Origin of the sequence: Vibrio sp. CB1-14, assembly GCF_040412085.2 — a bacterium.
Classification (GTDB): Bacteria; Pseudomonadota; Gammaproteobacteria; order Enterobacterales; family Vibrionaceae; genus Vibrio; species Vibrio chaetopteri.
Genome location: NZ_CP115920.1, coordinates 1,563,387 through 1,589,325, shown reverse-complemented (window position 1 = coordinate 1,589,325; position 25,939 = coordinate 1,563,387). Strand labels below are relative to the sequence as shown.

The window sequence follows — 25,939 nt, the reverse complement described above, 5'->3', positions numbered from 1 at the left end:
AAAAAGTGAGTATGTCTTCACACACTCACTTTTTTAAACTCAAATTAGGATGCGCTTTCCGCTTCCGCAATTTTCACTTTCCACGTATCTGGACCAATTTGGTGAGCATTAGCACCACTTGAATCCACCGCAACCGTGACTGGCATGTCTTCGACTTCAAACTCGTAAATCGCTTCCATACCCAAATCTTCAAACGCAACCACTTTCGCTTTCTTAATCGCTTTCGCAACGAGATAAGCCGCGCCGCCTACCGCCATTAGGTAGACTGCTTTGTGCTCTTTGATAGATTCAATCGCCGCAGGGCCGCGCTCGGCTTTACCAATCATGCCCGTTAGGCCTGTTTCAGACAGCATCATGTCGGTGAACTTATCCATACGCGTCGATGTTGTTGGGCCAGCAGGGCCTACAGCTTCATCGCCGACTGCGTCAACAGGACCTACGTAGTAGATAAACTTGCCTTTAAAATCTACACCTTCAGGCAAACCTTCACCGCTCTCTAACATGCCCTGAATGCGCTTATGCGCTGCATCACGACCTGTCAGAATTTTACCGGTAAGCAGTACTGTTTCACCTGTTTTCCACTCTTGAACGTCTTCTTTAGTGATTTCATCAAGGTTCACACGACGTGTGTTCGCGCCTGCTTCCCAAGTGATATCTGGCCACTCTTCAAGCTTAGGTGGCGTAAGCTCGGCAGGTCCCGAGCCATCCAACGTAAAGTGAACGTGGCGCGTTGCTGCACAGTTTGGAATCATACACACTGGCTTTGACGCCGCGTGTGTTGGCGCAGTTTTGATTTTCACATCAACAACCGTCGTTAGGCCGCCAAGACCTTGTGCACCAATACCGAGTTTGTTCACTCGGTTGAAGATGTCGAGACGAAGCTCTTCTTCCGCATTTTGTGGGCCACGGTCGATAAGCTCTTGAATATCGATATGCTCCATTAGCGACTCTTTTGCCAGCACCGCAGCTTTCTCTGCCGTACCGCCAATACCGATGCCAAGCATACCCGGTGGACACCAACCAGCCCCCATCGTTGGCAATGTTTTCTCTACCCATTCAGCAATATCATCTGATGGATTAAGCATCACCATCTTAGTTTTGTTTTCAGAACCGCCGCCTTTAGCCGCAATTTGGATTTCGACCTTATCACCCGGCACCATGTTGATGTGCACAACGGCAGGCGTATTGTCTTTGGTGTTGATGCGCTTGCCCGCAGGTTCTTTAAGAACCGATGCTCGAAGTGGGTTGTCTGGGTTGGTATAACCTTGACGAACACCTTCATCAATCATCTCTTGTACGGTCAGGTCGCTGTCCCATTCAACGTTCATACCAATGTTCACGAAACAAGTCACGATACCTGTATCCTGACAAATAGGTCTGTGACCTTCTGCTGACATGCGAGAGTTAATTAGGATTTGAGCAATCGCGTCTTTCGCCGCTTGGCTCTCTTCCTTTTGATAAGCTTTGTCTAGGGCTTGAACAAAATCGAGGGGATGGTAATACGAGATGTATTGCAATGCATCAGCAACAGAGCTGATCACATCTTCTTTACGAATAACCGCCATTGAATACCTCATTTATAATTTTAGCTTCCAGGAGGCCGAACTGTTTGACCTATCAAACTCATTGATCTGTTAAAAACTATTGGTCTATCAAAAACCATCAGCAAGCGAGTGACTACTTCGAGTAGAGCGCTTAGTACCACTCACTTTAACCATAGTGTTATCAGGGCTAAATGTCCGACTTTTTGTTGTGAAAATATGATACTCTTGCTTTCCACTATGCGCCATGAGTGCGACAACGTTTCTGTCACAGTTTAAGCAAATGAACAAAAAAGAAAGCCAATCTATTCAATTCGTTGACCTGCCTTATCAGCCAGATTTAGCCAAACAATACTTTGCCACTATCGAGCAGCTCCCTTGGGCTATGCTGCTGAAGTCCTCGACTTTAAAACATGAAAACAATCGTTTTGATATTTTGGTCGCTGAGCCAGTTGTGACGGTGCAGACCTATGGTGAGCTATCAAAAATTCACTATGATGGAGCGGAAGAAACGCGTAGCGACGATCCATTCACGCTTATCAATGACCTGATTGCAGAAAAGATTGGGCATACTGACATAGAAACCGAGTGGCCGTTTTTAGGCGGCGCGCTAGGGTACTTTGCCTACGATCTAGGCAGACGAGTAGAACGTATTCCTGAGACCGCAAATCATGACATTGCCGCCCCAGATATGGCGATTGGTATCTACGACTGGGCACTGATGGTCGACCACCAGCAGAAAAAAGCAGTGATTATCGGTATTGAGCCAAATAATAAGCTCATTTGGCTGCAGAGCCAACAGGCCAAAGCACTCTTGCCTTTTCAGCTCACCACACCTTGGCAATCCAACATGAGCCAGACCGGTTATCAACAACGCTTCCACTCAGTAAAAGAGTATCTTTCTGCCGGTGATAGCTATCAGATAAACCTAGCCCAGCGACACTGTGCTCAGTATTCTGGCAGTGAATGGCATGCCTTTGAAGTCTTAGATGAACACAATCAAGCACCATTCAGTGCATTTATCCGTTTGGAAGACAGTGCGATTATAAGCATCTCACCCGAGCGTTTCTTGCAGCTTCATAACCGCGTCATTGAAACTAAACCTATTAAAGGTACCCGACCACGTTTTGTTGACCCCACTGAAGACAAAAATAGTGCAATCGATCTGGCTAACGCGCCAAAAGATCAAGCCGAAAATTTGATGATCGTCGATTTGCTGAGAAACGATATTGGCCGCGTGGCTAAGCCGGGCTCTGTAAAGGTGCCAAAATTATTTGATATTGAAAGTTTCCCTGCTGTTCATCATTTAGTGAGCACGGTAACGGGAGAACTGGATAGCCAATATCAAGCTACTGACCTATTGCGAGCATGCTTCCCTGGCGGCTCAATCACTGGTGCGCCAAAGGTTCGAGCTATGGAGATCATTGAAGAGCTTGAGCCGCACAGACGCAGTGTCTACTGCGGCAGCATTGGCTATATCAGTGCCCATGGCGTAATGGATACCAGCATTACTATTCGTACATTAATTGCGACGCACGGTGAGATTTATGCTTGGGCGGGCGGTGGCATAGTGGCCGACAGTGACTGTGACGATGAGTATCAAGAGACGTACCACAAGCTAGGCAAGATACTGCCTATACTAGACGGCTTATGACACTCGATGGGGTCTAGCACTAAATCGCTTCAAGTCCCCAATTTGGCCCCCACTTGGCCAATGTTTGAGTAAGATCTTTTGCGGTGTAGGGTTTGGACAGTATGTCATCCATCCCTACATCGTAACAATTTTGACGCTCTTCCGTTGTGGTACCAGCGGTCAGAGCCACTATTGGGTTACGATATTCCGCACTGCGCAGTCGTTTGGTCGCCTCAAATCCATCCATGACCGGCATTCGACAATCCATAAAAATAATGTCGTATTGTTGCTGGCTCGCATGCTCAACCGCCTCGAGGCCATTAACCGCCAAGTCAGGCGAGATACCCAATTTACTCAACATCTTAGTAATAATAACTTGGTTCATCTTTATGTCGTCGACCACAAGAACCTTCAACGCTGAAAAGTCTAATGTTTGATTACTATCGGCTTGAACTGCTTCAGTTTTTTCTTCAATCAACTCCGTTTTTAGGGGCAGAAATACATGGAACGTAGTACCGACACCGAGTTCACTTTCCAGCGAAATATTACCCCCCATCAACTCCACCAAGCGGCGACAAATAGCTAACCCCAGCCCAGTTCCTTCATAGTTACGCGAGCTAGAGCGATCGGCCTGAGTAAAGGGCTGAAACAACTTCTTTTGAGCCGATTCACTAATACCGATACCAGTATCTGTCACGGATACCTGAAGGCCATTGGCGCTATTTTCCACATGGACACTAACATCGCCTTTGTCGGTAAACTTAATCGCATTGCCAATCAAATTTACAAATATCTGAGTAATTCTCTCTAAATCACCGTTGATCTGCTGGCTATCCAAATTCTGTGTTTTAATTGTAAATCCAATCTGCTTCTCTTGTGCTTTATGTTCAAAAATACTCTTTAAGGTCGACTCTAAAGTGTTCCAGCTGAACTTTGATTCGATAAGCTCAAGCATACCGGCGTCAATCTTGCTGAAATCTAGTAAGTCGTTGATGATGGATCGCAGTAGTTGACCCGATTGGCTGAGATTATGATGAAGATCTTTTTGTGCATCTGATAATCCCGTATCCGCCAATAGCTCGACACTACCCAACAATCCATTTAAAGGAGTTCTAAGCTCGTGGTTTATCATCGCCAAAAACTCTCTAGTCGAACGTTCCGACGCCTCTGCACGATCCTTTGACTCAACTAAGCGTTGATTGATAACTTGACGGTTAATCGAACTGGCCAGTAACTCACATACCAGTGACATCTGACTGTTAACAAAGTCCATATCAAACGTGGTTTCAATAACGCCTAACTCAAGCTTACCAATCACCTTCTGCTCAAGTTCAATAGAAATACAAGATGTCGTACAGCCCTCGGCGACAATAAGCTGGGCATATTTAGTCGTTTGATAGTGAGATTGGGTAACTGCCGGGAGGAGCTCACTTGGCAAAGCGATGGCACATGCTACATCTTCCGTCACTTCCGAGAGCTGATTAACCAGATCCACGACCAGTACATCATCTAGGTTGGCACGCAAAAAAATCCGACCGAAATGGATAAGGATACGCTCGATTTTCTGCTGAAACTCCAGACGTTTAAAACTTGCTTCGGAGCGTGCTTCCGTTTGCTTGAGTGCAACCTCAAGCTGCTGATTAGCATTAAAAAGCTCTAAACTCTTCTGTTCGAGTAAGGCTTCCGCTGCTTTTCTCGCGGCTATTTCTCGTTTAAGTTTGCGCTCGATCGCCGAACTGCTGGGCATAGTATCTTTACACCAACGTGAGGCTGAATCTGACAGTACTATTATCGTCGGACTGAGGCGTCATCTCAACATTGAGTTTCTCACCAAAATGCTCAGCGCAACCTTCAATCAGCCCCAAGCAAACATGGGACATGCAGCGCGCGCTTTGATAGTCCATCACCATGTCGGTTTCTGACTCACTGATGAAGTAAAATTTGGGAGGTTCAGCGTCTGAATAGAGTTTTTTCACTTCAACATGAATATAGTCCTCTACGTGGCGAATAAACTGGAACGTAGAACGACTCGTCCCAATACTGGCATTTTGCGGGATAGCAGCGAGTAAAGTTTTGAACACAGTTTGTCCAAATACTTGCTGAAGCGTCTCTGGAGCAATGTTGGTTTTTTTACTCAAGTTGACGATAAGCTTAACTAAGTCTCGATGGTCATAACTGCCAACCGCAGTATAAATGCCCTCATCACCAGACATCTCCAACACCTCATCCAGTACGTCCAAGCCAAACTTCTCTTCAACCAACTCCATGAATTCAGTAAAAATAATGCCTTTCATTCATCTTCTCCCTGTTAGTGGAACGCCCGAGGTGGGTGTTTACTGTGACTTATTAAAGTATTAGGACAATTCTTGGTTGTTTTCCATATATTGTTAAATATCAACTAATAAGGAGACGAGATCTTTTCAGCATCGCTATACGGGTACGCACGACCGACTCAAGCTATACCTTCAATACTCAGCATTCGTTTGTCGCCTTTTGGTTGTCACCTGTAACAGCCTTGGCAGATTTGCGACCGCAATGCCTGTCGCAACATGCTCTACGCCATCACAAATCGAGTACACAAAGCGCCTTGGATTGACTGATACCGCTTTCTCCTCTTTATCCACAAACGAACCATCAGCTTGTGGGACTAGGAACTGCTGACCGTCCAAACAGAAAACAGACTCAACAAAAGCAATAGGGCTCGACAATGAAGGGATTACCTGCGTCAGTGCTTTTTGCTCAAAACACTTGGTATCGAGAGACAAGGATAGCCTAGAGGTAAACAAACTAGAGAAACGAGAAAAATCAAAACAGCTCATAACCTTGGTGACCTCATCAGAACCAAAACTCTTGAATAAAAGGCTCAAGTGACACAGCTTTGATTTCGGAGCCAATAGTGTTTGCTTGGGGTAGACTAACAAATAGTGTGGTGTGACACTAAAAGTGTAGCCTCTTTCTATGTCATCGACGCCCAAAAAAGAGACCTTCACTTTATCAGACGATTTTCCGGATGCGTGTCGGCACAAGCTTTCTATGGGAATCATTAAGGTTCCGTCACTGAGCACCGTGTAACCTGAAAGAGACGAGGCTTGTCTGCGCAAAGTTAATTCACTCATATCTGAGCACGGCAAGTCTAGATGTTCAGGTACACTCAACACTTTGTCTGAAGCAATAGGGCAATTAACCCGAAAAGTCACACTGCCCACAGTGCATTTCAATACTAGCGTTTGCTCATCTTTTGACTGTTTACGATACGCGTAAAAACCATTACCAAAGTCCTTAAACACCCCGTTCGGATTTTCACATATCACATACTCTGGCTCTATGAACTCTAACTTTTTGGAGCAGCTTTGTATAAACTCTCGCGTAAACACTAGAGTTTTACAAGCGAGTTGTAGAATAAGTCTTCCGTGCTTTTCTCCGCGTCCCATAATGATCACCTAATACTTGGAGCAAATATAGAGTTAGTCGACATACCCACTGCCGGTAAGGTGCTCTTGAACCTGCTCGGCAGTCATTGGTCTGTAGAAGAAATAACCTTGAATAAAATCCACATCTATTAGCTTGAGCGTTTCTAATTCCTCAGAGTTCTCGACGCCCTCTGCAACCACCTTGATGTTTAAGTCATGGGACAGCTGTCTTAGCATATTAACTGCAAAAAACTTCTGTTTTATCTGATGGATATTAGTAATAAATTTGCGATCAATTTTTAGTTCATCAAAATGAAAATCGCTAAAGTAGGAAAACGAAGAGTTGCCTGTACCAAAATCATCAACCGCAATTTTTACCCCTGAGTCACGAATGTGCTCCAATAGGTTGGAGTTATTAATGTTCTTCTCGAAATAGGACGTTTCTGTAATCTCAATTGTGACATCATCATTCGCAACTGGTGACTCATTTATATAAGTAAACAACTCTTGAAGATGGTGAGACTCAGTATCAGCAATCGAGCAGTTGAGCGACAGCGTTAGCTTTTGCTCCACTGCATCATCGAGCTGAACAAATGCTTTAATGGCCTTCTCAGCAACAATCATATCAATGGCATTGATCATCTTTAGCTCTTCAGCAAGGTGTATCATCTCCTGAACACAATAGTCCACTTCTTCGATTTGGAAGCGGCACAAGGCTTCCAACTTCACGATCTGGTTGGTTTTAGTGTCCACAATCGGCTGAAAATGAACATCTATTTGTTTGTTTTGAACCGCTTCAATGAGTAAATTTTCCAACTTTCTACGACGAATACTTGCTTGCACCAGCACTTCATCATAAAAGTTCACGCTACTAGCTTGAGAGTCATGAACAAACATGGCTTGAACAGACTGAGAAATCACTTCGTCCATCGCACATTGATTGAAGCCATGTAACGCAACCCCAATTTGTCCATCAGAGATATCATTGATCAAATGGTCATCTAGATGCTTGCTCAAACCTGTGAAAAACTGCTTAATACACATATTGATTGTGGTGACGTCTTCAACGTCGTCTTCACGTATTCGAAGCAAGACAACAAATGTATTCCTGCCAATATAGCCAAAACTATCGGCGTCATGAAACGACTGAAGTGCGGCATACACTTTTTGGCGTGACTCCACCTCTAGCTCACTGTAAAAGCGAGGATGTAGACTCACTACGATGAACTTGCCTCCTTGAGAGGAAAGCTGCTTGGCGCTGTTTCTAAACGCCACTTCGTCCATCTCCTCCAAATTAGGGATACTGGCTGCATCTGGCGCGTTGTTTTTTACTAGGTTCCGATGTTCACCTAGAAAGCTGTAAATATAAAAGCAGTGTTCTTGCGCTACCTCAACGCGTTTTATATGAACCATCTCCAACATAGAGCGTGATTCTTTCGCATTAGTAATCATCGCTCCGCGCCATTTCACCTCACGCTCAATACGTTTTTGAAATGCTTCAATATGTCGCTTGTCACTATGGAACAGCCCTCCCTCACTAATACTGCGTCCCAATAACGCAAGTGAGGATGTACCATGATCTCGACACAACTTCTCGTTGGTAAACAGCACTCGGTGTTTATCATCGGTGATCATGACTCCTCTAGCAGGATCGTCCAGCACATGCTCCAAAAGCTCAGTGCAGGCAATCTTTGAAAGCGTGTGTGATAACACTTCTACACTGCCTTTCACCAAATTATCAATGACCAAGTAGATCTCAAATTTCACTACAATCAACTCACCGCCGGTCGTCTCGAGTGGAATAGGTACGGCGGCTGGTGCACCGTCAAATTGGACGTCGCGAATCAAAGTGAGTATGTGGTTAATACTGTCAATCGAAGGTGGATTGACATGAGAATGACGGGTATCAAAGTTCATAACCCTCTGCCAAAACTCGCCTTTTGACACTTCAGTAGTTATGTCATGAAGATGCTCTGACCAGAACAGCTTCTTCACTTCAGCCTGCTTCGCTAGCATGTCGATCTCTCTTTGAATTATTAGCCAACTGAGGTGCTTATGAGTTTCCCTCTCGCACCAAAACAATCTAGAAGAAACAAACTCAAATTCAAGCTGATATTTACTTGAATGCAGTGCAATGCGTTCTAGGTTATTGTCATGTTGTTGCGTAGCGGAGGGGTACGATGGATTACGTGTATGTCGATGACCTATATGACGATGTGTATCGTACCCCTCCACCTGTCGATAAAGTGCTACAGCACGGGGATGTACCCGAAGAAGAGTTCGAAATTCGAGAAGTTCTTGATTGTTGGTATCAAGCTGGCTTTGTTCCATTTATCGAAGATCAACTGGAGCAAATTAACTTTTGGCAACGTGTAGACGAATTTAAGCGGTTAACCAAAACACTCACACTGCTGATGCGATGTCGGGCATACCAAAGCGCAGTGAAACGTATTACGTCGCAATGGCAATCAGAATCACTAGAGTTTCGCTACGTTCACTATTTACTGCATAAAGTGAGCCACCCATAAAACACTATTTTTATTGGGGATTTAATTATCTCTGCAACTAGCACTAATACTCAAAATATCAATAGCGCTTTTAGGGTACGCATGGTAATTTGTTAACGTGTACTTTTTATAAGTTTTACTATGTACAAATACGTCAAGGATAAGCTCGATCACAACTATACTCAGGTGGTACCAATTGGCCAAACTTTGAGTGAGAAAGAGATACCGCAGGAAGAAATTGAGATCAGGGAAATGGTCGAAGCCTGGTATGTCAGTGGCTATAGCCCGTTAATTGGGGAGGATACTCTCTTTGAACAATATTGCTGCGCTCAATCTTTGGCGAATATTAAAGGTGATTGGGAATCACAATCACAGCAACAAAAAACAACCAGACTTCAGCGCCTTGAACAGACGCTGGCTGAAATTTGTCGTAGCCGTGTGTATTTCGCTGCCCTCACTCGCTTTTTATCATGTTTACAGGACTGTTCAGTCAAACAACGTCTAACAGAAGTACTGTCAGTTGCCGAAGCGACACAATCGAAGTCATGGCTGCATCACTAGTGTCACCTACTAGCAACTAGCAACTAGCAACTAGCAACAAAAGTTACTCACCTCATTACCCAGCCATCAAATTTGAGCTTGCCCTGAAGCTTGGTCACACCTTCTTGCTGCAGTTGACGTACTCTCTCTTTAGAAAGCCCATACATTTCACCTAGGCAGTCTAACGTCAGTACTTGTTTACCAAACAGTCCAAAGCGATGAATCACAATATCTCTATACTTGTCCGGTAGTGATAAAACCACTTTTTCCAAACTTTGCAGAAGCTTTTCATCGTGGCAAGTATCGTAAGGTTCGGGAATAGCGTCAGAGCGACACGTATCTAGACTCTGAAACTCCTTATCCGTGATATCTACTGAGGAGCTAGACTCGATAAATCCACTCATATGGATAAGGTCACTCACATGTTGCTGTGAATTCGAAGTTTGCTCGGCAATCTCTTTGACAGACGGCGCTCTTTTCAGAGCTGAGCGCATATCATTAGTTTGACGTGACAATCGATTGATTTCCTTGATCACATGAACTGGCAAGCGTACCGTTCTACCAGTATTCATCAAAGAAGACTCAATGCTTTCGCGTATCCACCATACGGCGTACGTACTGAAGCGGAATCCTTTTTCAGGTTCAAACTTATCGATAGCTTTGATCAAGCCTAAATTTCCTTCTTCGATTAAATCGAGGATGGTGTGATTATTTAAGCCACGTTTTGTATAACCCCTCGCAATCTTGACCACAAGACGAAGATTGGATTCAATGAGTACATCCCTCGCTGCCTTATCCCCGCGCCTGGCTAGCGTAGCATAATGGTATTCTTGTTCCGGTGTCAGCAAATCAATACCTACGACATCTTGAATATACTTGGAGTAGAAATCTACATTGCTGTCTAAGCCGTCAGTTTTTGCGTTTTCGATCCTAGTAGTCATGGCAATCTCCATATCTGTCTGCAACCCCGCCAACTCTATAGATAATTATTAGTTTTGATCTTTTGAGGTGCGTCGCATGATCAAGAGTAGTCTCCTTTATACTATGCATCAAAATTTACTTCATACTGTTTAGTCAATTAATGATCGAATTAGTACCAAAGTCTTAGGTGAGCAGCGATTACAAAGATCAAGTTTAGATCTTCATGATTGGCAGTTTTTCATTTCTAATAAACTATACTATTGTTGTTAAGTAACTGAGTTTGTGACTGAAATGAAACAAACTCAGTCAGGAAAAACGATAAACAGCATAAAAGGACAGCAGGATGATAGATTTCGACGTACTTCGCAGCTACATGGACAATGACGAGGACATCATCGCAGCCGTATTTATGGCATTCATGGAAGAACATGAAAACGGTGCAGACAAAATACAATCGCTTTATAACGAGCAAAATTGGAGCGAACTGTTTATCACTGCCCACTCTTTAAAAGGTATTCTCGCAAGCTTTGGCGAAACCAAAGCCGTCGACAAGTTAGAAGCGATAGAAACTGCGACTCGCGGTGGCGATACACCGCAATTGGCGGATATTCAATTCGTGATTCAAGAATTGGAAGTTATCAAAAACCAAATCAACGAATATTTAGCATCAATGGTGTAGTTGGCGAATAGTAGTATGACGAAATCTGAGTTTTTATCGCGCTTTCAACTGCAACAAACCGAGGACTACCATAAAGAGACTAAACTACGTACCGCAAACATAGACAAAGGTTCTCTGCGTGAAGCCAGTGTGTTAATAGGGTTAGTCGAACGTGAAGCCAAGCTTCATGTCATCCTTACCAAACGAGCCAGTCATTTAAAACACCACCCAGGCCAGATTAGCTTTCCTGGTGGTAAGGTAGAGCCAAGTGATCAAAGCCCTATCATTACAGCACTTCGAGAGACAGAAGAAGAGATAGGTATCAGTAGCAATCATATTTCCGTGATTGGCTACCTTCCCAAGCTCGTAACCGTCACGGCGTTCAACGTGACACCGGTACTCGCGTTTATTGAGCCTAAATATCGACCTAAAATTGACACTAACGAAGTCGACTACTTATTCGAGGTACCACTGGAGTTTCTCGCTTCCCCGACCAATCTTTCGGCTGTAGGTTTTCAAATTCGCGGACAGAACCACCGTGTTTTGTCTATTCCTTATAAAGAACACTTTATTTGGGGCGTAACAGCACAGATCATCGAAAACCTACAGACTCAACTTTTACCAAGTTAAATAAAAGTAAAAAGCCAATCGTTTGCCTAAAATGGCATTAGTTTTACTAATGCCATCCATCAGCCCACCTAATCAGTAGCACGAAAAAAACGTGACTAAACCTGCAAAATATAGCCCCAATGAATAAGCCAACGCAAACCATGACCTAGATCTAATTTTTGGCTGCAATTTACGTGCAATATTGCGGCCGACTTATTTCCTGTTCCCAAAAAATGAGTATTAACTATGACTACCACAACTACTGCGGCAGCGAGTCGCGCTCCGTCTAAGTGGACCTACAAAGATTTCACGTGGGCACTTTCTCTTTTCGGTACAGCCGTTGGTGCTGGCGTACTTTTCCTTCCTATTAAAGCGGGTGCTGGCGGCTTCTGGCCATTAGTAATCCTAGCCCTAATCGCAGCACCAATGACATGGTTTGCGCACAAGAGCTTAGCGCGTTTCGTACTTTCTGCTAAAAACCCAGACGCAGATATCACTGACACCGTTGAAGAGCATTTTGGTAAAACGGGTGCAAACCTTATTACTTTCGCTTACTTCTTCGCCATTTACCCGATTGTTCTAATCTACGGTGTTGGTATCACAAACACAGTAGATTCGTTCTTAGTAAACCAAATGGGCATGGAGTCTATCCCACGCTGGTTGCTATCTGGCTGTCTTATCGCTGCAATGACATGTGGTGTTGTATTCGGCAAAGAACTAATGCTAAAAGCGACGTCTGCAATGGTTTACCCATTGGTATTCATCCTTCTAGCTCTGTCTGTTTACCTAATTCCAGACTGGAATACATCAATGATGAGCGTTAGCCCTGATTGGGGTTCAATGCCTTCAGTTATCTGGCTAGCTATCCCTATCATCGTATTCTCATTCAACCACAGCCCAATCATTTCTCAGTTCTCTAAAGAGCAACGTCGCGTATACGGTGACGACGCTGTGAAGAAAACAGACATGATCACTGGCGGTGCTGCGATGATGTTGATGGGCTTTGTTATGTTCTTCGTATTCTCTGTAGTGCTATCTCTGTCTCCAGAGCAACTATCGATTGCACAAGAGCAAAACATCTCTGTATTGTCTTACCTTGCTAACGTTCACGAGTCGCCATTTATCTCTATCCTTGGCCCTGTTGTTGCTTTCGCAGCGATTACCTCAAGCTACTTTGGTCACTTCCTTGGTGCTCACGAAGGTCTAGTGGGTCTTGGTAAGTCTCGCTCTAAAGCGCCAATCGGTAAAATTGAGAAAGCGTCTCTAGTATTCATCGTAGTTACAACTTGGGTCGTCGCTATCATCAACCCAAGCATCCTTGGCATGATTGAAACCATGGGCGCACCGATGATCGCAGCTATCCTATTCCTGATGCCTGTATACGCAATGAAGAAAGTGCCAGCGATGGCGAAGCTCCAAACTTCAGCGCCTGTACAAATCTTTACAGCAATTTGTGGTGTTGCGGCGATTACTTCGGTAATCTACGGCGCTTTTTAATTGACGCTGTCAATTGAACATCTCGATTAAACCGTATCTCGATACACAATAACGATAATTTGAGCCCCTATTTCGTATAGGGGCTTTTCTAGAGGCAAAACAGTATGATCAGTGTTTTTGATATCTACAAAATTGGTGTTGGTCCTTCAAGCTCACACACCGTCGGTCCGATGAAAGCCGGTAAAGAGTTCATCGATGACCTACGCACTATGGGCAAGCTAAGAGACATCACCAAGATCACTGTAGATGTTTATGGATCACTATCACTGACAGGGAAAGGTCACCACACAGATATCGCTATCATCATGGGTTTGGCAGGTAACTCGCCAGAAAAAGTCGACATCGACTCTATCCCAGGATTTATTGCACGCGTAGAAGAGACAGAACGTCTTCCGGTTGGTATGCATTGCCATACGGTTTCCTTCCCTCGTGAAGGCGGAATGAACTTTCATTCAACCAACCTAGCGCTGCATGAAAACGGTATGCAGATCCACGCGTGGATCGACGAAGAGCTCGCTTACTCGAAAACGTATTACTCAATTGGCGGTGGTTTCATCGTTGACGAGGAAAACTTTGGCAAAGAAGAGGTCTCTGCTCTCAAAGCGCCTTATGAGTTCAACTCTGCTGAAGAGCTTGTTAACCTATGTAAAGACAACGGTCTTTCTATTAGCACACTCGTGATGGCAAATGAGCACGCGGTTCATTCTGATGAAGAGACGCGCACTTACTTTGCGAACATCTGGCGCACCATGCGCGAATGTATGGAACGTGGTATGAATACAGAAGGTATTCTGCCAGGTCCTCTGCGCGTTCCACGCCGTGCTGCAGCGCTTCGTCAGCAATTGATCACATCAGAAAAAACCACAACGGATCCAATGTCCGTCGTTGACTGGGTTAATATGTTTGCGTTTGCGGTCAACGAAGAGAACGCAGCTGGCGGCCGAGTGGTTACAGCACCAACGAACGGTGCATGCGGTATCATTCCAGGTGTTCTGGCTTACTATGACAAGTTCATTCAAACCGTCACCGAGAAAGATTACATCCGCTTCTTTGCTGCGTCTGGCGCAATCGGTGGTTTGTACAAGCAAAATGCATCTATTTCTGGTGCAGAAGTAGGCTGCCAAGGTGAAGTTGGCGTAGCATGTTCAATGGCCGCAGCTGGTCTTGCTGAGCTCATGGGTGGCAGCCCTGAGCAAGTTTGTATGGCTGCTGAAATTGCTATGGAGCATAACCTAGGTTTGACTTGTGACCCAGTTGCAGGCCAAGTACAAGTACCGTGCATCGAGCGCAATGGTATCGCTGCTGTAAAAGCGATTAACTCGACACGTATGGCTCTTCGCCGCGCTTCTGCTCCACGTGTTTCACTCGATAAAGTGATTGAAACCATGCTCGAGACGGGCAAAGACATGAACGCGAAATATCGTGAAACGTCGCAAGGCGGTCTAGCGATTAAAGTGGTTTGTTAATAGGCCTGCAGATCGCTCAATAACATAAATGCCGAAACCTAATCAGTTTTGGCATTTTTGCATCTACACGGTAAAGAATACGTTGGAATAAAAACCAATGACAAAAAAAGTCGAGATAGCCGCACCTGTCAATAAGGTTGGCATTCGCGCTTTTGGATAGCGTTCAAGCAGGAGCATGATTGCTAAGTAGGTTGGATACAAGCCAAAAATATAACGCGGCATTGCATTCACACCCGATGACAGCGGGATCAATAGATTGATGAGCATAAACGTCGCTTCTGCATAACGTTTTTTCACGAAAAGGTAAGCATTAAGTGCGAATCCTATGAGCGATACCAGCACCAAATAGAGCTTTGCTCCTCCGGTTTTCACACCATAAACCAACCACTCAATTGGATTACTGAACTCCCTACCCCAAGCAATCTGGATATGCCCAAAGGCCAGGGCATCCCCCATATGAAAATGCAAGTAAGCCATATAGCTAAAGAAGCCCAGAGGAATCAACCAAATTGCAGCAATTACCGAGAGCGCATTGTTCTTTAACCGATAGAAACTGCTCGCTCCATAAGCCTGAAAGCCCACTATCAATACTGAAAACACCAACATGACACCCAAGTTTCGAGTGATCGCAGCTACCAACCCAAGCATGCCTACTGCCCACCAATTTTGTCGATAGCAGGCAATGAAGACGCCACTGATGAGAGCGATATAAAGCGGCTCGGAGTAGCCAGACATGGCATAAACCGCATAGGGAGAAAAGCACAGTAGCCAAATGGCGATGTCTTGCATCTCCTCACTGAAACTTAACTGCTTTAGCGCTTTCAGGAATACAGCCACACTGAGTACAAATGTCAGGTTGGAAACCAAAACGAGCGCGAGATTGGTGTCTCTGACTAACAGTGCCATCAGCTTGCCCAACAAAGGTGACACCGGCATAAACGCCCAATTGGCCGCATTGCCACCTTTCATATAAGTCGGGAACAATGCATAGCCATCATCGGCAATACGTTGAAACCACATACAATCAAAACGGCATACCTGTTGCCATATATCGATATTAACAACCGTTTCTGGGTTATACGCATGCGTTCCAATCAGTCCTAGCGCATAGAAAACCGTACGACTGAACAGAACTGCAACCACTAGGGTTATCCACTGCTGCTTAGAAATCGTCAAGCTTGGTAAATGCTTATCAACGTACCGTGTTTGTTCTTGCAATAAAGTAGAATCGGCAACGTTTTGTGGATTTGTCATGGTCAGTTTGGTCATACTCATTGCACCGCCTCCGTAATCGTCACCTGTCGGACATTCAAACTGGCGTCAGTTTCAAATCGCAGTTGTTGAATTGGCTGAGCGCGCAAAAATACACTTGCGGGTAACGTCGTTTCTAGTGAATTGAGTTCTAACGGCATCAACATGACCTTTCTGCCTTGGTTTGCTGAAATATAAACAGGCTCAGTAATCGATTGATTAAGCGAAATTTTAATTCGAACAGGGCTATGTGGCGTTTTTTCGAAGTTAAAGTAGAGGCTCGCATCGTGCACTAACTCCCTACCTTCTCTCTGCGGTAAGGATTCCCAACCTTGGCGGCTCAAAAATGGCGATGGTTCTGCGACATTGATAGTCCCCATTTCAGGCCAAATGAGGTCTATATTCTCTTGGCCCCAATAGCGAGTTTTCTTGTCGATGTAATAGGTCTGGTAAGCCGTTGACACATTCGGGTGAACGGCAAGATACAAGACCCACACGTAATACAAAGAAAGCGTGATAAACAACGCGAATACGAATGGTCGAAGTACCTGTGCTTTCACCTTAGCGAAGCTATTGTTTACTGATAATTCAGTGGGTTGTGAAGACATGCTGGATAACGTTCAATAACATCAAACCTCATTTTTACGCCTTACAACACACTACCCTGTCAGATTTGAGTCAAGAACTGATGAAGTTTCGATGACCTCGTGATAGTCAATCGGCATCAATTGATAAGTGTGATGGTACGACCACGTATGAAGGGTGATTTCTCAATTTTGAAGCAGTTTGCACTAAAAACCATGAGCTTTTCGAGGTTTTGCCACAAATCCACTTTTCCATTAAGTATTTATTAACTTAATATTCACCCCGTCAGCCCATACAATTAACATTATAACTATGCGACTCACTATAACAAATAAACTCCTACTCGCACTTATCTTGGTTTTTGGCACCGTCGTTGTCATTTCAACCACTTATCAATACAACCAGCAACGTAACCTTATCTATTCGGTACTCAGTGAGCAGCTAGAGGATAAAGCCAGTAACTATTTTGATAGTTTGAATATGATGATGCTTACCGGCACCATGGCACAAAAAGAAACGTTACGAGGTAAAGCTCTGGCTCAAGAGAATATCGAGAATGTCCGAGTGCTTCGTGGTGATGCTGTGAGCAAACTCTACGGCCCAGGTTTAGACAATCAAGTTGCGCTTGATGATATCGATAAACGTGCCCTACTTGGAGAAACCGTGTTGGAGCCATTTAAGGCAGAATGGGGGCAAGGCCTCGTCGTTGCATTGCCAATGAAAGCCAGCGAGAACTACCGCGGCACCAACTGTATTGCTTGCCACATGTCTCAAGAAGGTGAAGTGCTGGGCGCAATTCGAATTGAGTATAATCTCAGTCATGTAAATAGCATGATCAACAAGCGCACCGCGATTGCCGTCGCCATTATGGCTGCCATAGCGTTTATCGGCTACCTCGCGACCATTTTCATTGCGAGACGCTTTATCGTGGGTCCGGTGCAAACTACATCGAAATTTATGACGCGAGTGAGTGGAAGCAAAGATCTCTCCATCCGATTAGAAGGCAAGCAAAACGACGAAGTTGGCGACCTTACTAATGATATCAATGACTTCCTAGATACTGTTTCACATAGCCTAGTCAAAGTGCAGTCGACCGCTCAAACCGTCAGTGGCAATGCCGACAAACTTACTGACATCGCGCAAAACAATGAATCGACTGCCAAGCGTCAGCTTGATGAAACCGCTGCGGTTGAAGCCAACATGCAGATGCTAAAAGAGCAACAGGCAACGGTCAGCGAAGCAACACAGCGCGCCTCACAATTAATGCAGGAAACCTGTGAGCTCACTCGTCTAAGTAGCGTGGAAGCGAAAAACGCCAGTGATGATATTGAGTCCTTGGTTCAAGATATAACAGAAGTCTCAACGCACATCTCTGAGCTCAATGAGCAGACGGAACAAGTCTCTGCGATCCTATCCACCATTAAAGGCATTGCTGACCAAACGAATCTGTTGGCTCTCAACGCTGCCATTGAAGCAGCACGTGCGGGTGAGCAAGGCCGAGGCTTTGCCGTTGTCGCCGATGAAGTTCGCTCCCTTGCCAGTCGGACTACAGAAGCGACCAACGATATTGAAACCATTATTGCCAAGTTCCAACAAGGCAGTAGTTTCTCAGTTAACGCAGTCAATCAAGTGTCCGACACTGCCCACCAGCGCGCTGATGAAGTGCAAGCCCTCGCTAGCAAAATGCAGACCGTAGTGTCGCAAATTGAATCAACGACAGAGCTTGCTAGTCAAGTGCAGGATCAGATCCAAGCCAACCGCCAAACCAGTGAAAGTGTCGGTGAAAAAACCGCCACAATCACGGAGCATGCAAACGAAACATCCAGCAGCGCGACCCAAACGCATCAAATCAGCATGGACTTACAACAGCTTTCTCATCAGTTGGAGACATTACTTAATCAATTTATGCTTAATAACCACAATAAAGGTTGAACCGTGAAAATTGACAGGTAATATGTCCCTTTGAAAAGAAATTTAGTAGCAACCCAATGAGTTGACTAATTATTGGTCAATAATCATTGGGTTGTATTGTTACCTCCATGGAGATGATTAATAACATGACTTACGCGCCTGTAACTGACGTACTAAGCGGTAAGCTAGCGGTAGACAGTGAAGTAACTGTTCGCGGCTGGATCCGTTCGCGTCGTGATTCCAAAGCTGGAATCTCTTTCCTTGCCATCTACGACGGCTCTTGTTTCGACCCGATTCAGGCCGTGGTCCCAAATAATCTTAATAATTACGAAGAAGAAATCCTAAAACTGACTACTGGCTGTTCCGTGGAAGTAACGGGCAAAATCGTAGAATCTCCAGCGAAAGGTCAAGACTTTGAGCTTGCAGCGACTGACGTTAAAGTAGTTGGTTGGGTTGAAGATGCAGACACTTACCCAATGGCTAAGACTCGTCACTCAATCGAGTACCTACGTGAAGTAGCACACCTTCGTCCACGTACTAACGTGATTGGTGCGGTTGCGCGTGTTCGTAACTGTCTATCTCAAGCGATTCACCGTTTCTACCATGAGCAAGGTTTCTTCTGGACTTCTGCGCCACTTATCACAGCGTCTGACGCTGAAGGTGCTGGTGAGATGTTCCGTGTGTCTACTTTAGACCTTGAGAACCTACCTCGCACTGAAAAAGGCGACGTAGACTTTAACGAAGACTTCTTCGGTAAAGAGACGTTCCTAACCGTATCTGGCCAGTTGAACGCCGAAGCTTACGCGTGTGCACTAAGCAAGGTTTACACGTTTGGTCCTACGTTCCGTGCAGAAAACTCAAACACCAGCCGCCACCTAGCGGAGTTCTGGATGGTTGAGCCTGAAGTTGCATTCGCAGACCTAGAAGACGTGGCTAAGCTTGCTGAAGACATGCTTAAGTACGTGTTTAAAGCGGTACTAGCAGAGCGTCGTGATGATCTTGAGTTCTTTGCTCAGCGCATCGACAAACAAGCAATCACTCGCCTAGAGCAGTTCGTAGATGCTGACTTTGCTCAGGTTGACTACACAGACGCAATCCAAATCCTTCTAGACTCTGGTCGTGAGTTCGAATTCCCAGTTGAATGGGGTATCGACATGTCTTCTGAGCACGAGCGTTTCCTAGCGGAAGAGCACTTCAAAGCGCCAGTCATCGTTAAGAACTACCCGAAAGACATCAAGGCATTCTACATGCGCTTGAACGACGACGGTAAAACGGTTGCAGCGATGGACGTTCTCGCACCAGGTATCGGTGAAATCATCGGTGGTGCACAGCGTGAAGAACGTCTAGACGTTCTAGATGACCGTATGCGTGCAATGAATATCGACCCAGAGCACATGAACTGGTATCGCGATCTACGTCGTTACGGCACAGTACCTCACGCTGGCTTCGGTCTTGGCTTTGAGCGTCTAGTGTCTTACGTAACAGGCATGGGCAACGTTCGTGACGTTATCCCGTTCCCACGTACACCACGTAGCGCGAACTTCTAAGCTGTTTCGTAGAACAGTTAGTCGCACAAATTAGCTATTTCAAAGGCCACCTCAACAGGTGGTCTTTTTTATTACTCGATATACCGTTTTAAAGTCACTATTAATGCGTGTTTAGTTTTCGTTTTCGAAGCACTTTTTACATTGGTAAACCATCAAAATCACACTACATTTAGATTAAAGAAAAACAACAACACGAGGTGTTTTGATGGGCAAGTTTACACAGAACGATATCCAATACTCCGGTGAAAGCAACGGCGTACATAAATGGGAGTCCACAAGCGGCCAGCCTTACTATTGGCACCCAGATTGGCTACATGTCGCAGAAGATGAAACAGGATTACACCCTAAACAAGACCTAGATGTTGGCAGTAGTGAAGAGGCGACGAAAGAGCATGCTGCAAGCGCAATACTGAAGCATCTTAATGATTGGGCGAAAAGTAAGTTCGATAAAAATCCCGATATCGAAACTCAAGCCGTTGAGTCGGAGCACCAATTGAAAGGCCACGACGACTAACCCGCTATCACTAACGTGTCTAGCTATAAGATTGGCAGATACTGCCATTCACATTCATCAGCGCAAAGCACGTTAGTGACACCTTTCTCCCCGTATGTTAGCGATAAACCCATACCTTTTCATACACAAACACCCAATTTGTTCCCTTTTCTGTTTCAAATCAAAATAATTTTCTGTTTTCTTCTTTAATGTGGTTGTCAGGTATAGCCTTGAAAGGTATAAATAGGCTGTTGTCACCAAGTAACCGTTTCGTTACCAATGGTTTTTCGCCCCCTTCAATTAACATGGATGAAGAATATGTTTGAAAAAGTTGTTGCAGCACCCGCTGATCCTATCCTCGGTCTAACAGAAGAGTTTAAAAAAGACGCTCGCGCTGAAAAGATCAATCTAGGTGTTGGTATCTACAAGAATGAGCAAGGTGAAACCCCTGTTCTAGCGACCGTAAAGAAAGCGGAAGCAGCACTTTTAGAAACGGAGAAAACCAAATCTTACCTAACGATTGAAGGTACAGCTGAATACGGTCTAGCGGTACAAAAACTGCTGTTCGGTGCAGATGCTGAAATCGTAACTGAAAAACGCGCAAAAACGGCTCAAGCTCCGGGTGGTACGGGTGCACTGCGAGTTGCTGGTGAATTCATCAAGCGCCAACTTGGCGATGCAAAAATCTGGATCAGTAACCCAACGTGGGCGAACCACAACGGCGTATTCAGCGCAGCAGGTATCGAAACCGCGCAATACCGTTACTACGATGCAGAAAGCAAAGACAAAGATTTCACTGGCATGGTTGCGGACCTAGAGCAGGCATCTGCAGGCGACATCGTTCTGCTACACGGCTGCTGTCACAACCCAACAGGTATCGATCCAACAAGTGACGAGTGGGAGCAACTAGCGAAACTTGTCGCAGACAAAGGTCTTATCCCTCTATTTGACTTCGCTTACCAAGGCTTTGCAAAAGGCGTAGAAGAAGATGCACAAGGCCTACGTACATTTGCTAAGTACAATACAGAAATCCTAGTGGCGAGCTCATTCTCAAAGAACTTCGGTCTCTACAACGAGCGTGTAGGTGCCTTCACACTCGTCGCAGCATCAGAAGAGATCGCAACAACGGCTTTCTCTCAAGTTAAGAGCATCATTCGCTCTATCTACTCTAACCCACCAGCACACGGCTCTGCGGTTGTTACTTACATCCTTAACGATGCTGCACTGCGCGCTGAATGGGAACAAGAAGTCGCTGAGATGCGTGATCGCATCCAAGATATGCGCGAACTGTTTGTTGAGACACTAAAAGCAGAAGGCGTTGACGCAGACTTTAGCTTTATCGAGCGCCAAAACGGCATGTTCTCTTTTTCTGGCCTAAGCAAAGAGCAAGTGAACCGTCTGAAAGAAGAGTTTGCTATCTACATCGTTGGCTCTGGCCGTATCAGTGTTGCTGGCATGACCAAATCAAATATGGGACCACTATGTAAAGGTATCGCTGCGGTACTTTAATGTCCTAATATCAAAATATTAACTCAAAGGTCAGCGTAAGCTGACCTTTTTGGTTTCAGCGTGTAGTATTAACAGATACTCCATTTGATAAGGCTCGTCATGGACGCTGAACTGATTGAAATCCAGAACTTTCTGGCCTCTCATCCCCCTTTCGATGAACTCCCTGAAGAAACGCTGATACACATCTCACAGCAAATCGAGATTGGCTACTATCGTGAAGACACCCCAATCATTCATTTTGGTGACGATATCCAAGATCTGTTTATGGTGCGCAGCGGCGTCGTCGAAATCTACCGCCGTAAAGGTGAGCTATACAACCGAATTGATGAAGGCGATCTGTTCGGTCAAATGGGTCTTCTTACCAACAACAAGGTACGTTTCCCCGCCAAAGCCGTCGAAGATACGTTGGTGTACTGCATTCCCGCTGAAGTGTTTCAGGAGCTATATGATGGCTTTGACTCCTTCGCTGACTTTGTTGAAGTAGAAGATACGGTTCGATTGCGGCAAACCGTCTCGAACAATGAGAACACCAACGACCTTACAACATCAAAAGTTCGAACCCTTTTGACCCGAGATGCACCGACTATTGAACGTAGCAGTAGTATCCAAAATGCCGCGCGCGTTATGGCGGATGAACAAGTGTCATCACTGCTCATTATCGACCCTGAAATCGTCGAAAGTGATGAAGATGACTCCTCTCCCGTCGTCGGTATTATTACCGACAGAGACTTGTGCACACGCGTTCTTGCGGAAAACCTAGATCCACAAGACGAAGTCTCCTCTGTCATGTCTACTGACGTAATTTCACTTGATCACAACGCGTACGTTTACGAAGCCATGCTCACCATGCTTCGTTATAACGTCCATCATCTACCGGTGCTTAAAAACAAAAAACCGTTGGGGATCATCGAAACCACCGATATCGTTCGTTACGAATCGCAGAACTCGCTGCTGCTAGTAAGCAGTATCTTCCAGCAACAGTCCATTGAAGAACTCAAAGCACTGTCTGAACAGGTTCGCGACAGTTTCGTGCGCTTGGTGAATGAAGATGCTAACGCCCACATGGTAGGCACTGCAATGTCGGTGATCGGACGAAGCTTTAAACAGCGTATCATTGAACTCGCAGAAGAAGAATTAGGCCAAGCACCGATCCCATATTGCTTCTTAGCACTGGGTTCTATGGGACGTGATGAGCAGCTCATAGTCACAGATCAAGATAATGCCATTATTCTTGATGACAGCTATGATAAAGCCAAGCACGGTAAGTACTTTGAAGCCTTCTCCAAATTTATCTGCGATGGTTTAGCGGACTGCGGTTACACCTACTGCACCGGCGATATCATGGCAACCAATCCCGAGTGGCGAATGACCCGCAAAGAATGGGAAGCCTGCTTTGCTGATTGGATTGATGACCCCAACCCGAAAGCCCTACTCAATGCCTCTATCTTCTTTGATCTAGATGGCGTATATGGCAAGCTAAAATGGGCTGAGCAACTCAACAGCTTCATTGTCAGACGCGCGAGACGCAACAACCGCTTCCTTGCCTGTTTGGCACGCAATGCGCTTAACCGCAAGCCGCCTCTAGGCTTCTTTAAAGATTTTGTGATGGAAAAGGATGGCCGTCATAACAACTCTATCAACCTTAAACGACGTGGTACGGCACCTTTGGTTGACCTTATCCGTGTGCACGCCCTCGCGGTCGGCTCACGCTCAACTAACTCGTTTGAGCGTCTAGATGACATCCACGAGGCAGGGATTTTACCCAAGGGTCGCGCACGTGATCTTAAAGATGCCCTCGAATTTATCTCAATGGTGCGTATCTCACACCAAGCGCTCGACGTCGAGCAAGGTATCGAGCCAGACAACAACGTCGAGCCAGAGAACCTGTCCGACTTTGAAAGACGCAATCTCAAAGATGCGTTCCAAATCTTGAGCAACGGTCAGAACTTCCTGAAGTTCCGCTATCAAGCCAGTAACAACTTTAAGTAGGTCATATGATAAAGAAGCTCCTTAAAGCTCCGGCAGTGCAATGGAACAGTAAGTTCGAACAACTTAGTGAGCGTGCCAAAGATGACAGGCTCAAAGCCTTTTATGCTGCAGGCTTACCGTCACCAGAAACCCCTTTGAATGAAGTGCCTTTTGTTGCCTTGGATTTCGAGACGACAGGACTTAACCCAGAAAAAGATGGGATTCTGTCGATTGGTTTAGTCCCATTTACACTCTCTCGAGTTAAACTCCGTCAAGCCGCTCATTGGACAGTAAGACCAAAAGCTAAACTCGAAGAAGAGTCTGTGGTCATTCACGGCATCACCCACAATGACTTGATTGATGCGCCTACATTGAATGAGATATTGGCCGACGTGCTCAACGCTTTAGCTGGAAAAATCATCGTAGTGCATTACCGCCCCATTGAACGCGGTTTTTTAAACTGTGCATTGAAGAAAATGCTCGGTGAAGGTATTGAGTTCCCAGTTGTCGACACCATGCAGGTAGAGTCGGACTATCAAGAGAAATTAACGGCGGGCATAGTCAATAAGCTCAAAGGTAAGCGTGCGGATTCGGTGCGTTTAGGTCAAACACGTCGCCGCTATGGGTTGCCAGACTACCCACCTCACCACGCTCTGATGGATGCTGTTGCAACAGCAGAGTTGCTTCAGGCGCAAATGGCCTATCAGGACAATGAAACCAAAGTACTTGGTGACTATTGGCTTTGACACCTCGGTCTTGCCTTAATTCTTGGGTTTAGGTGTTAGTTAAAACAAGTCCTGCTGCGGGCTTGTTTCCTCCTCGAGAACTTTATTTGGCACAGGGACTTTACCCTGTGCTAATTTACGACGATATCGCTGCCGACAAAGTTTGATAATATGCAGCTGCTGTGCCGACGTATAAGAAAGCCAATTAAAACGTTCTTCCCGCTTGCGCATACATCCTTGGCAATACCCCCTTTCATCCACCGTACAAACTCGAACACAAGGACTCGGCACGGTAAAAAACTCAAGCTGTTCCATTCACTTTCCTTGCTATCCAATCATTAATCTGGCTGGCAAATATTGCTCTGCCTCGCTATACCTCTGTTTTCGCCCTTCAATTACTCTAGCACCCACCTTACAAAGCTTAAAATTCAGAAAGTAAGAATAGTCTGAATTATCGGTCAGTAGCCATACCTGCAACATGGATATACAATAACTTCCACATCCTAGGTTGAAATCCCACTATACTAAAGATAACCTACTCCTGACAAAAAACAGTGTTTTATTAGATACGCTAGTCAGCAATTTCATTTAGTTGGAGCAATAAATATGAAGATTTTTTCTAAGAAGGTACTCGCAGCTGTTGCGCTTCCAGTTCTTATGACGGCTTGTGCCGCAAACGATGCTAAGCAGGAGGAGCCAATGAAAGCCGTTACCGCTCAGGATCTTCAGCACCATAACTGGAATCTGGTTCAAATTGATGGCAACCCAATTCAAATCGAAGAGCAAAGCGAAGCGCCACGCCTAGAAATCGGTGAAAAAATGACAGCCAACGGCAACGCAGGTTGTAATAACTTCTTCGGTCAAGGTGAGTTGAAAGACGGTCAGTTCCGCATTGAAAAAATGGGTATGACGATGAAAATGTGCCCAGGCGCGGCAATGGACATCGAAAGAACCGTTTCTCAAACCCTTTCTGACTGGAGTGAAATCACTGTCACTCAGAACGGTTTAGAGCTTAAAGGCCAAGCGCATACGCTAACATTTGAGCTAAAAGACTGGGTAAACTAAGCCAAACACATGATCTAGGAGGCCTCGCTTTATGCGAGGCCTTTTTGTATCCCTTCCCTACCCTCGGCTCTTACCCAACCTTTGCTTTACAACATTGGTTTTA

The 25,939-nt window shown here is 45.2% G+C and carries 23 protein-coding genes; 14 read left to right on the top strand and 9 right to left on the bottom strand.

All coding sequences use genetic code 11. The features are described 5' to 3' along the window. Window positions 1-44: 44 nt before the first annotated feature. Entirely contained in the window at window positions 45-1,565 is a 1,521-nt protein-coding gene (locus tag PG915_RS07200; RefSeq protein WP_353498499.1) for a fumarate hydratase, read from the bottom strand. A 259-nt stretch (window positions 1,566-1,824) separates the two neighbouring features. Here PG915_RS07200 and pabB point away from each other — a divergent pair, with 259 nt between their 5' ends. Next, the gene (gene pabB, locus PG915_RS07195) at window positions 1,825-3,195 is read left to right on the top strand and encodes an aminodeoxychorismate synthase component 1 (RefSeq protein ID WP_353498498.1); all 1,371 of its coding nucleotides are present in this window, start codon (window positions 1,825-1,827) and stop codon (window positions 3,193-3,195) included. Window positions 3,196-3,214: 19 nt separating this feature from the next. On the opposite strand, the gene PG915_RS07190 is transcribed toward pabB, so the two are convergent. From PG915_RS07190 to PG915_RS07175, 4 genes are all read right to left on the bottom strand, one after another. Continuing rightward, on the bottom strand, window positions 3,215-4,921 hold the full coding sequence (locus PG915_RS07190; protein WP_353498497.1) for an ATP-binding protein: 1,707 nt from the start codon (window positions 4,919-4,921) through the stop codon (window positions 3,215-3,217). Between the two features lie 7 nt (window positions 4,922-4,928). After that, window positions 4,929-5,468 (bottom strand): heme NO-binding domain-containing protein, encoded by a 540-nt coding sequence (locus PG915_RS07185; protein WP_353498496.1) that lies wholly within the window; start codon window positions 5,466-5,468, stop codon window positions 4,929-4,931. Between the two features lie 171 nt (window positions 5,469-5,639). Next, a complete protein-coding gene (locus PG915_RS07180; protein ID WP_353498495.1) occupies window positions 5,640-6,605 on the bottom strand; it encodes a hypothetical protein in 966 nt (321 codons plus the stop codon). Between the two features lie 33 nt (window positions 6,606-6,638). After that, entirely contained in the window at window positions 6,639-8,600 is a 1,962-nt protein-coding gene (locus tag PG915_RS07175) for an EAL domain-containing protein (RefSeq protein ID WP_353498494.1), read from the bottom strand. A gap of 164 nt (window positions 8,601-8,764) precedes the next feature. On the opposite strand from PG915_RS07175, the gene PG915_RS07170 reads away from it, so the two are divergent. Both PG915_RS07170 and PG915_RS07165 read left to right on the top strand, forming a co-directional pair. Continuing rightward, entirely contained in the window at window positions 8,765-9,112 is a 348-nt protein-coding gene (locus PG915_RS07170) for a hypothetical protein (RefSeq protein ID WP_353498493.1), read from the top strand. A 120-nt stretch (window positions 9,113-9,232) separates the two neighbouring features. Then, window positions 9,233-9,652, top strand: coding sequence for a hypothetical protein (locus PG915_RS07165; protein WP_353498492.1), 420 nt, complete (start codon window positions 9,233-9,235; stop codon window positions 9,650-9,652). Window positions 9,653-9,699: 47 nt separating this feature from the next. Here the strand turns inward: PG915_RS07165 and PG915_RS07160 are convergent, their stop codons facing one another. Continuing rightward, on the bottom strand, window positions 9,700-10,572 hold the full coding sequence (locus PG915_RS07160) for a sigma-70 family RNA polymerase sigma factor (protein WP_353498491.1): 873 nt from the start codon (window positions 10,570-10,572) through the stop codon (window positions 9,700-9,702). 323 nt (window positions 10,573-10,895) lie between these two features. Between PG915_RS07160 and PG915_RS07155 the strand changes: the two genes are divergently transcribed. The 4 genes from PG915_RS07155 (at window position 10,896) to PG915_RS07140 (ending at window position 14,782) form a co-directional block, all read left to right on the top strand. Further along, window positions 10,896-11,231 carry an Hpt domain-containing protein gene (locus PG915_RS07155; RefSeq protein WP_353498490.1) on the top strand — a complete coding sequence of 112 codons (336 nt, stop codon included), beginning with the start codon at window positions 10,896-10,898 and terminating at the stop codon, window positions 11,229-11,231. A gap of 15 nt (window positions 11,232-11,246) precedes the next feature. After that, the gene (locus PG915_RS07150) at window positions 11,247-11,840 is read left to right on the top strand and encodes a CoA pyrophosphatase (RefSeq protein ID WP_353498489.1); all 594 of its coding nucleotides are present in this window, start codon (window positions 11,247-11,249) and stop codon (window positions 11,838-11,840) included. Between the two features lie 225 nt (window positions 11,841-12,065). Continuing rightward, window positions 12,066-13,316 carry an aromatic amino acid transport family protein gene (locus PG915_RS07145; RefSeq protein WP_353498488.1) on the top strand — a complete coding sequence of 417 codons (1,251 nt, stop codon included), beginning with the start codon at window positions 12,066-12,068 and terminating at the stop codon, window positions 13,314-13,316. 104 nt (window positions 13,317-13,420) lie between these two features. Continuing rightward, window positions 13,421-14,782 (top strand): L-serine ammonia-lyase, encoded by a 1,362-nt coding sequence (locus tag PG915_RS07140; RefSeq protein ID WP_353498487.1) that lies wholly within the window; start codon window positions 13,421-13,423, stop codon window positions 14,780-14,782. A gap of 63 nt (window positions 14,783-14,845) precedes the next feature. Here the strand turns inward: PG915_RS07140 and PG915_RS07135 are convergent, their stop codons facing one another. Together PG915_RS07135 and PG915_RS07130 are read right to left on the bottom strand one after the other, a co-directional pair. Further along, a complete protein-coding gene (locus tag PG915_RS07135; protein WP_353498486.1) occupies window positions 14,846-16,057 on the bottom strand; it encodes a mannosyltransferase family protein in 1,212 nt (403 codons plus the stop codon). Continuing rightward, complete coding sequence (locus PG915_RS07130) at window positions 16,054-16,641, bottom strand: hypothetical protein (RefSeq protein WP_353498485.1); 588 nt, start codon at window positions 16,639-16,641, stop codon at window positions 16,054-16,056. Before PG915_RS07130 ends, PG915_RS07135 begins: the two co-directional genes overlap by 4 nt. A gap of 289 nt (window positions 16,642-16,930) precedes the next feature. Between PG915_RS07130 and PG915_RS07125 the strand changes: the two genes are divergently transcribed. The 6 genes from PG915_RS07125 to PG915_RS07100 all read left to right on the top strand — a co-directional run bounded on the left by PG915_RS07125 (window position 16,931) and on the right by PG915_RS07100 (window position 24,792). After that, window positions 16,931-18,550, top strand: a complete 1,620-nt coding sequence (locus PG915_RS07125) for a methyl-accepting chemotaxis protein (protein WP_353498484.1) — start codon at window positions 16,931-16,933, stop codon at window positions 18,548-18,550. Between the two features lie 125 nt (window positions 18,551-18,675). After that, on the top strand, window positions 18,676-20,076 hold the full coding sequence (gene asnS / locus PG915_RS07120) for an asparagine--tRNA ligase (protein WP_353498483.1): 1,401 nt from the start codon (window positions 18,676-18,678) through the stop codon (window positions 20,074-20,076). A gap of 205 nt (window positions 20,077-20,281) precedes the next feature. After that, entirely contained in the window at window positions 20,282-20,590 is a 309-nt protein-coding gene (locus tag PG915_RS07115) for a hypothetical protein (protein WP_353498482.1), read from the top strand. 297 nt (window positions 20,591-20,887) lie between these two features. Continuing rightward, window positions 20,888-22,078 carry an amino acid aminotransferase gene (locus tag PG915_RS07110; protein ID WP_353498481.1) on the top strand — a complete coding sequence of 397 codons (1,191 nt, stop codon included), beginning with the start codon at window positions 20,888-20,890 and terminating at the stop codon, window positions 22,076-22,078. A 99-nt stretch (window positions 22,079-22,177) separates the two neighbouring features. Continuing rightward, the gene (locus tag PG915_RS07105; RefSeq protein WP_353498480.1) at window positions 22,178-24,067 is read left to right on the top strand and encodes a putative nucleotidyltransferase substrate binding domain-containing protein; all 1,890 of its coding nucleotides are present in this window, start codon (window positions 22,178-22,180) and stop codon (window positions 24,065-24,067) included. Between the two features lie 8 nt (window positions 24,068-24,075). Beyond that, window positions 24,076-24,792: a 3'-5' exonuclease gene (locus tag PG915_RS07100; RefSeq protein ID WP_353498680.1), complete on the top strand. Its 717-nt coding sequence runs from the start codon at window positions 24,076-24,078 to the stop codon at window positions 24,790-24,792. A gap of 39 nt (window positions 24,793-24,831) precedes the next feature. On the opposite strand, the gene PG915_RS07095 is transcribed toward PG915_RS07100, so the two are convergent. Beyond that, window positions 24,832-25,086 (bottom strand): DUF1289 domain-containing protein, encoded by a 255-nt coding sequence (locus PG915_RS07095; protein ID WP_353498479.1) that lies wholly within the window; start codon window positions 25,084-25,086, stop codon window positions 24,832-24,834. Window positions 25,087-25,377: 291 nt separating this feature from the next. On the opposite strand from PG915_RS07095, the gene PG915_RS07090 reads away from it, so the two are divergent. Next, a complete protein-coding gene (locus PG915_RS07090) occupies window positions 25,378-25,836 on the top strand; it encodes an META domain-containing protein (RefSeq protein ID WP_353498478.1) in 459 nt (152 codons plus the stop codon). Window positions 25,837-25,939: the final 103 nt, after the last annotated feature.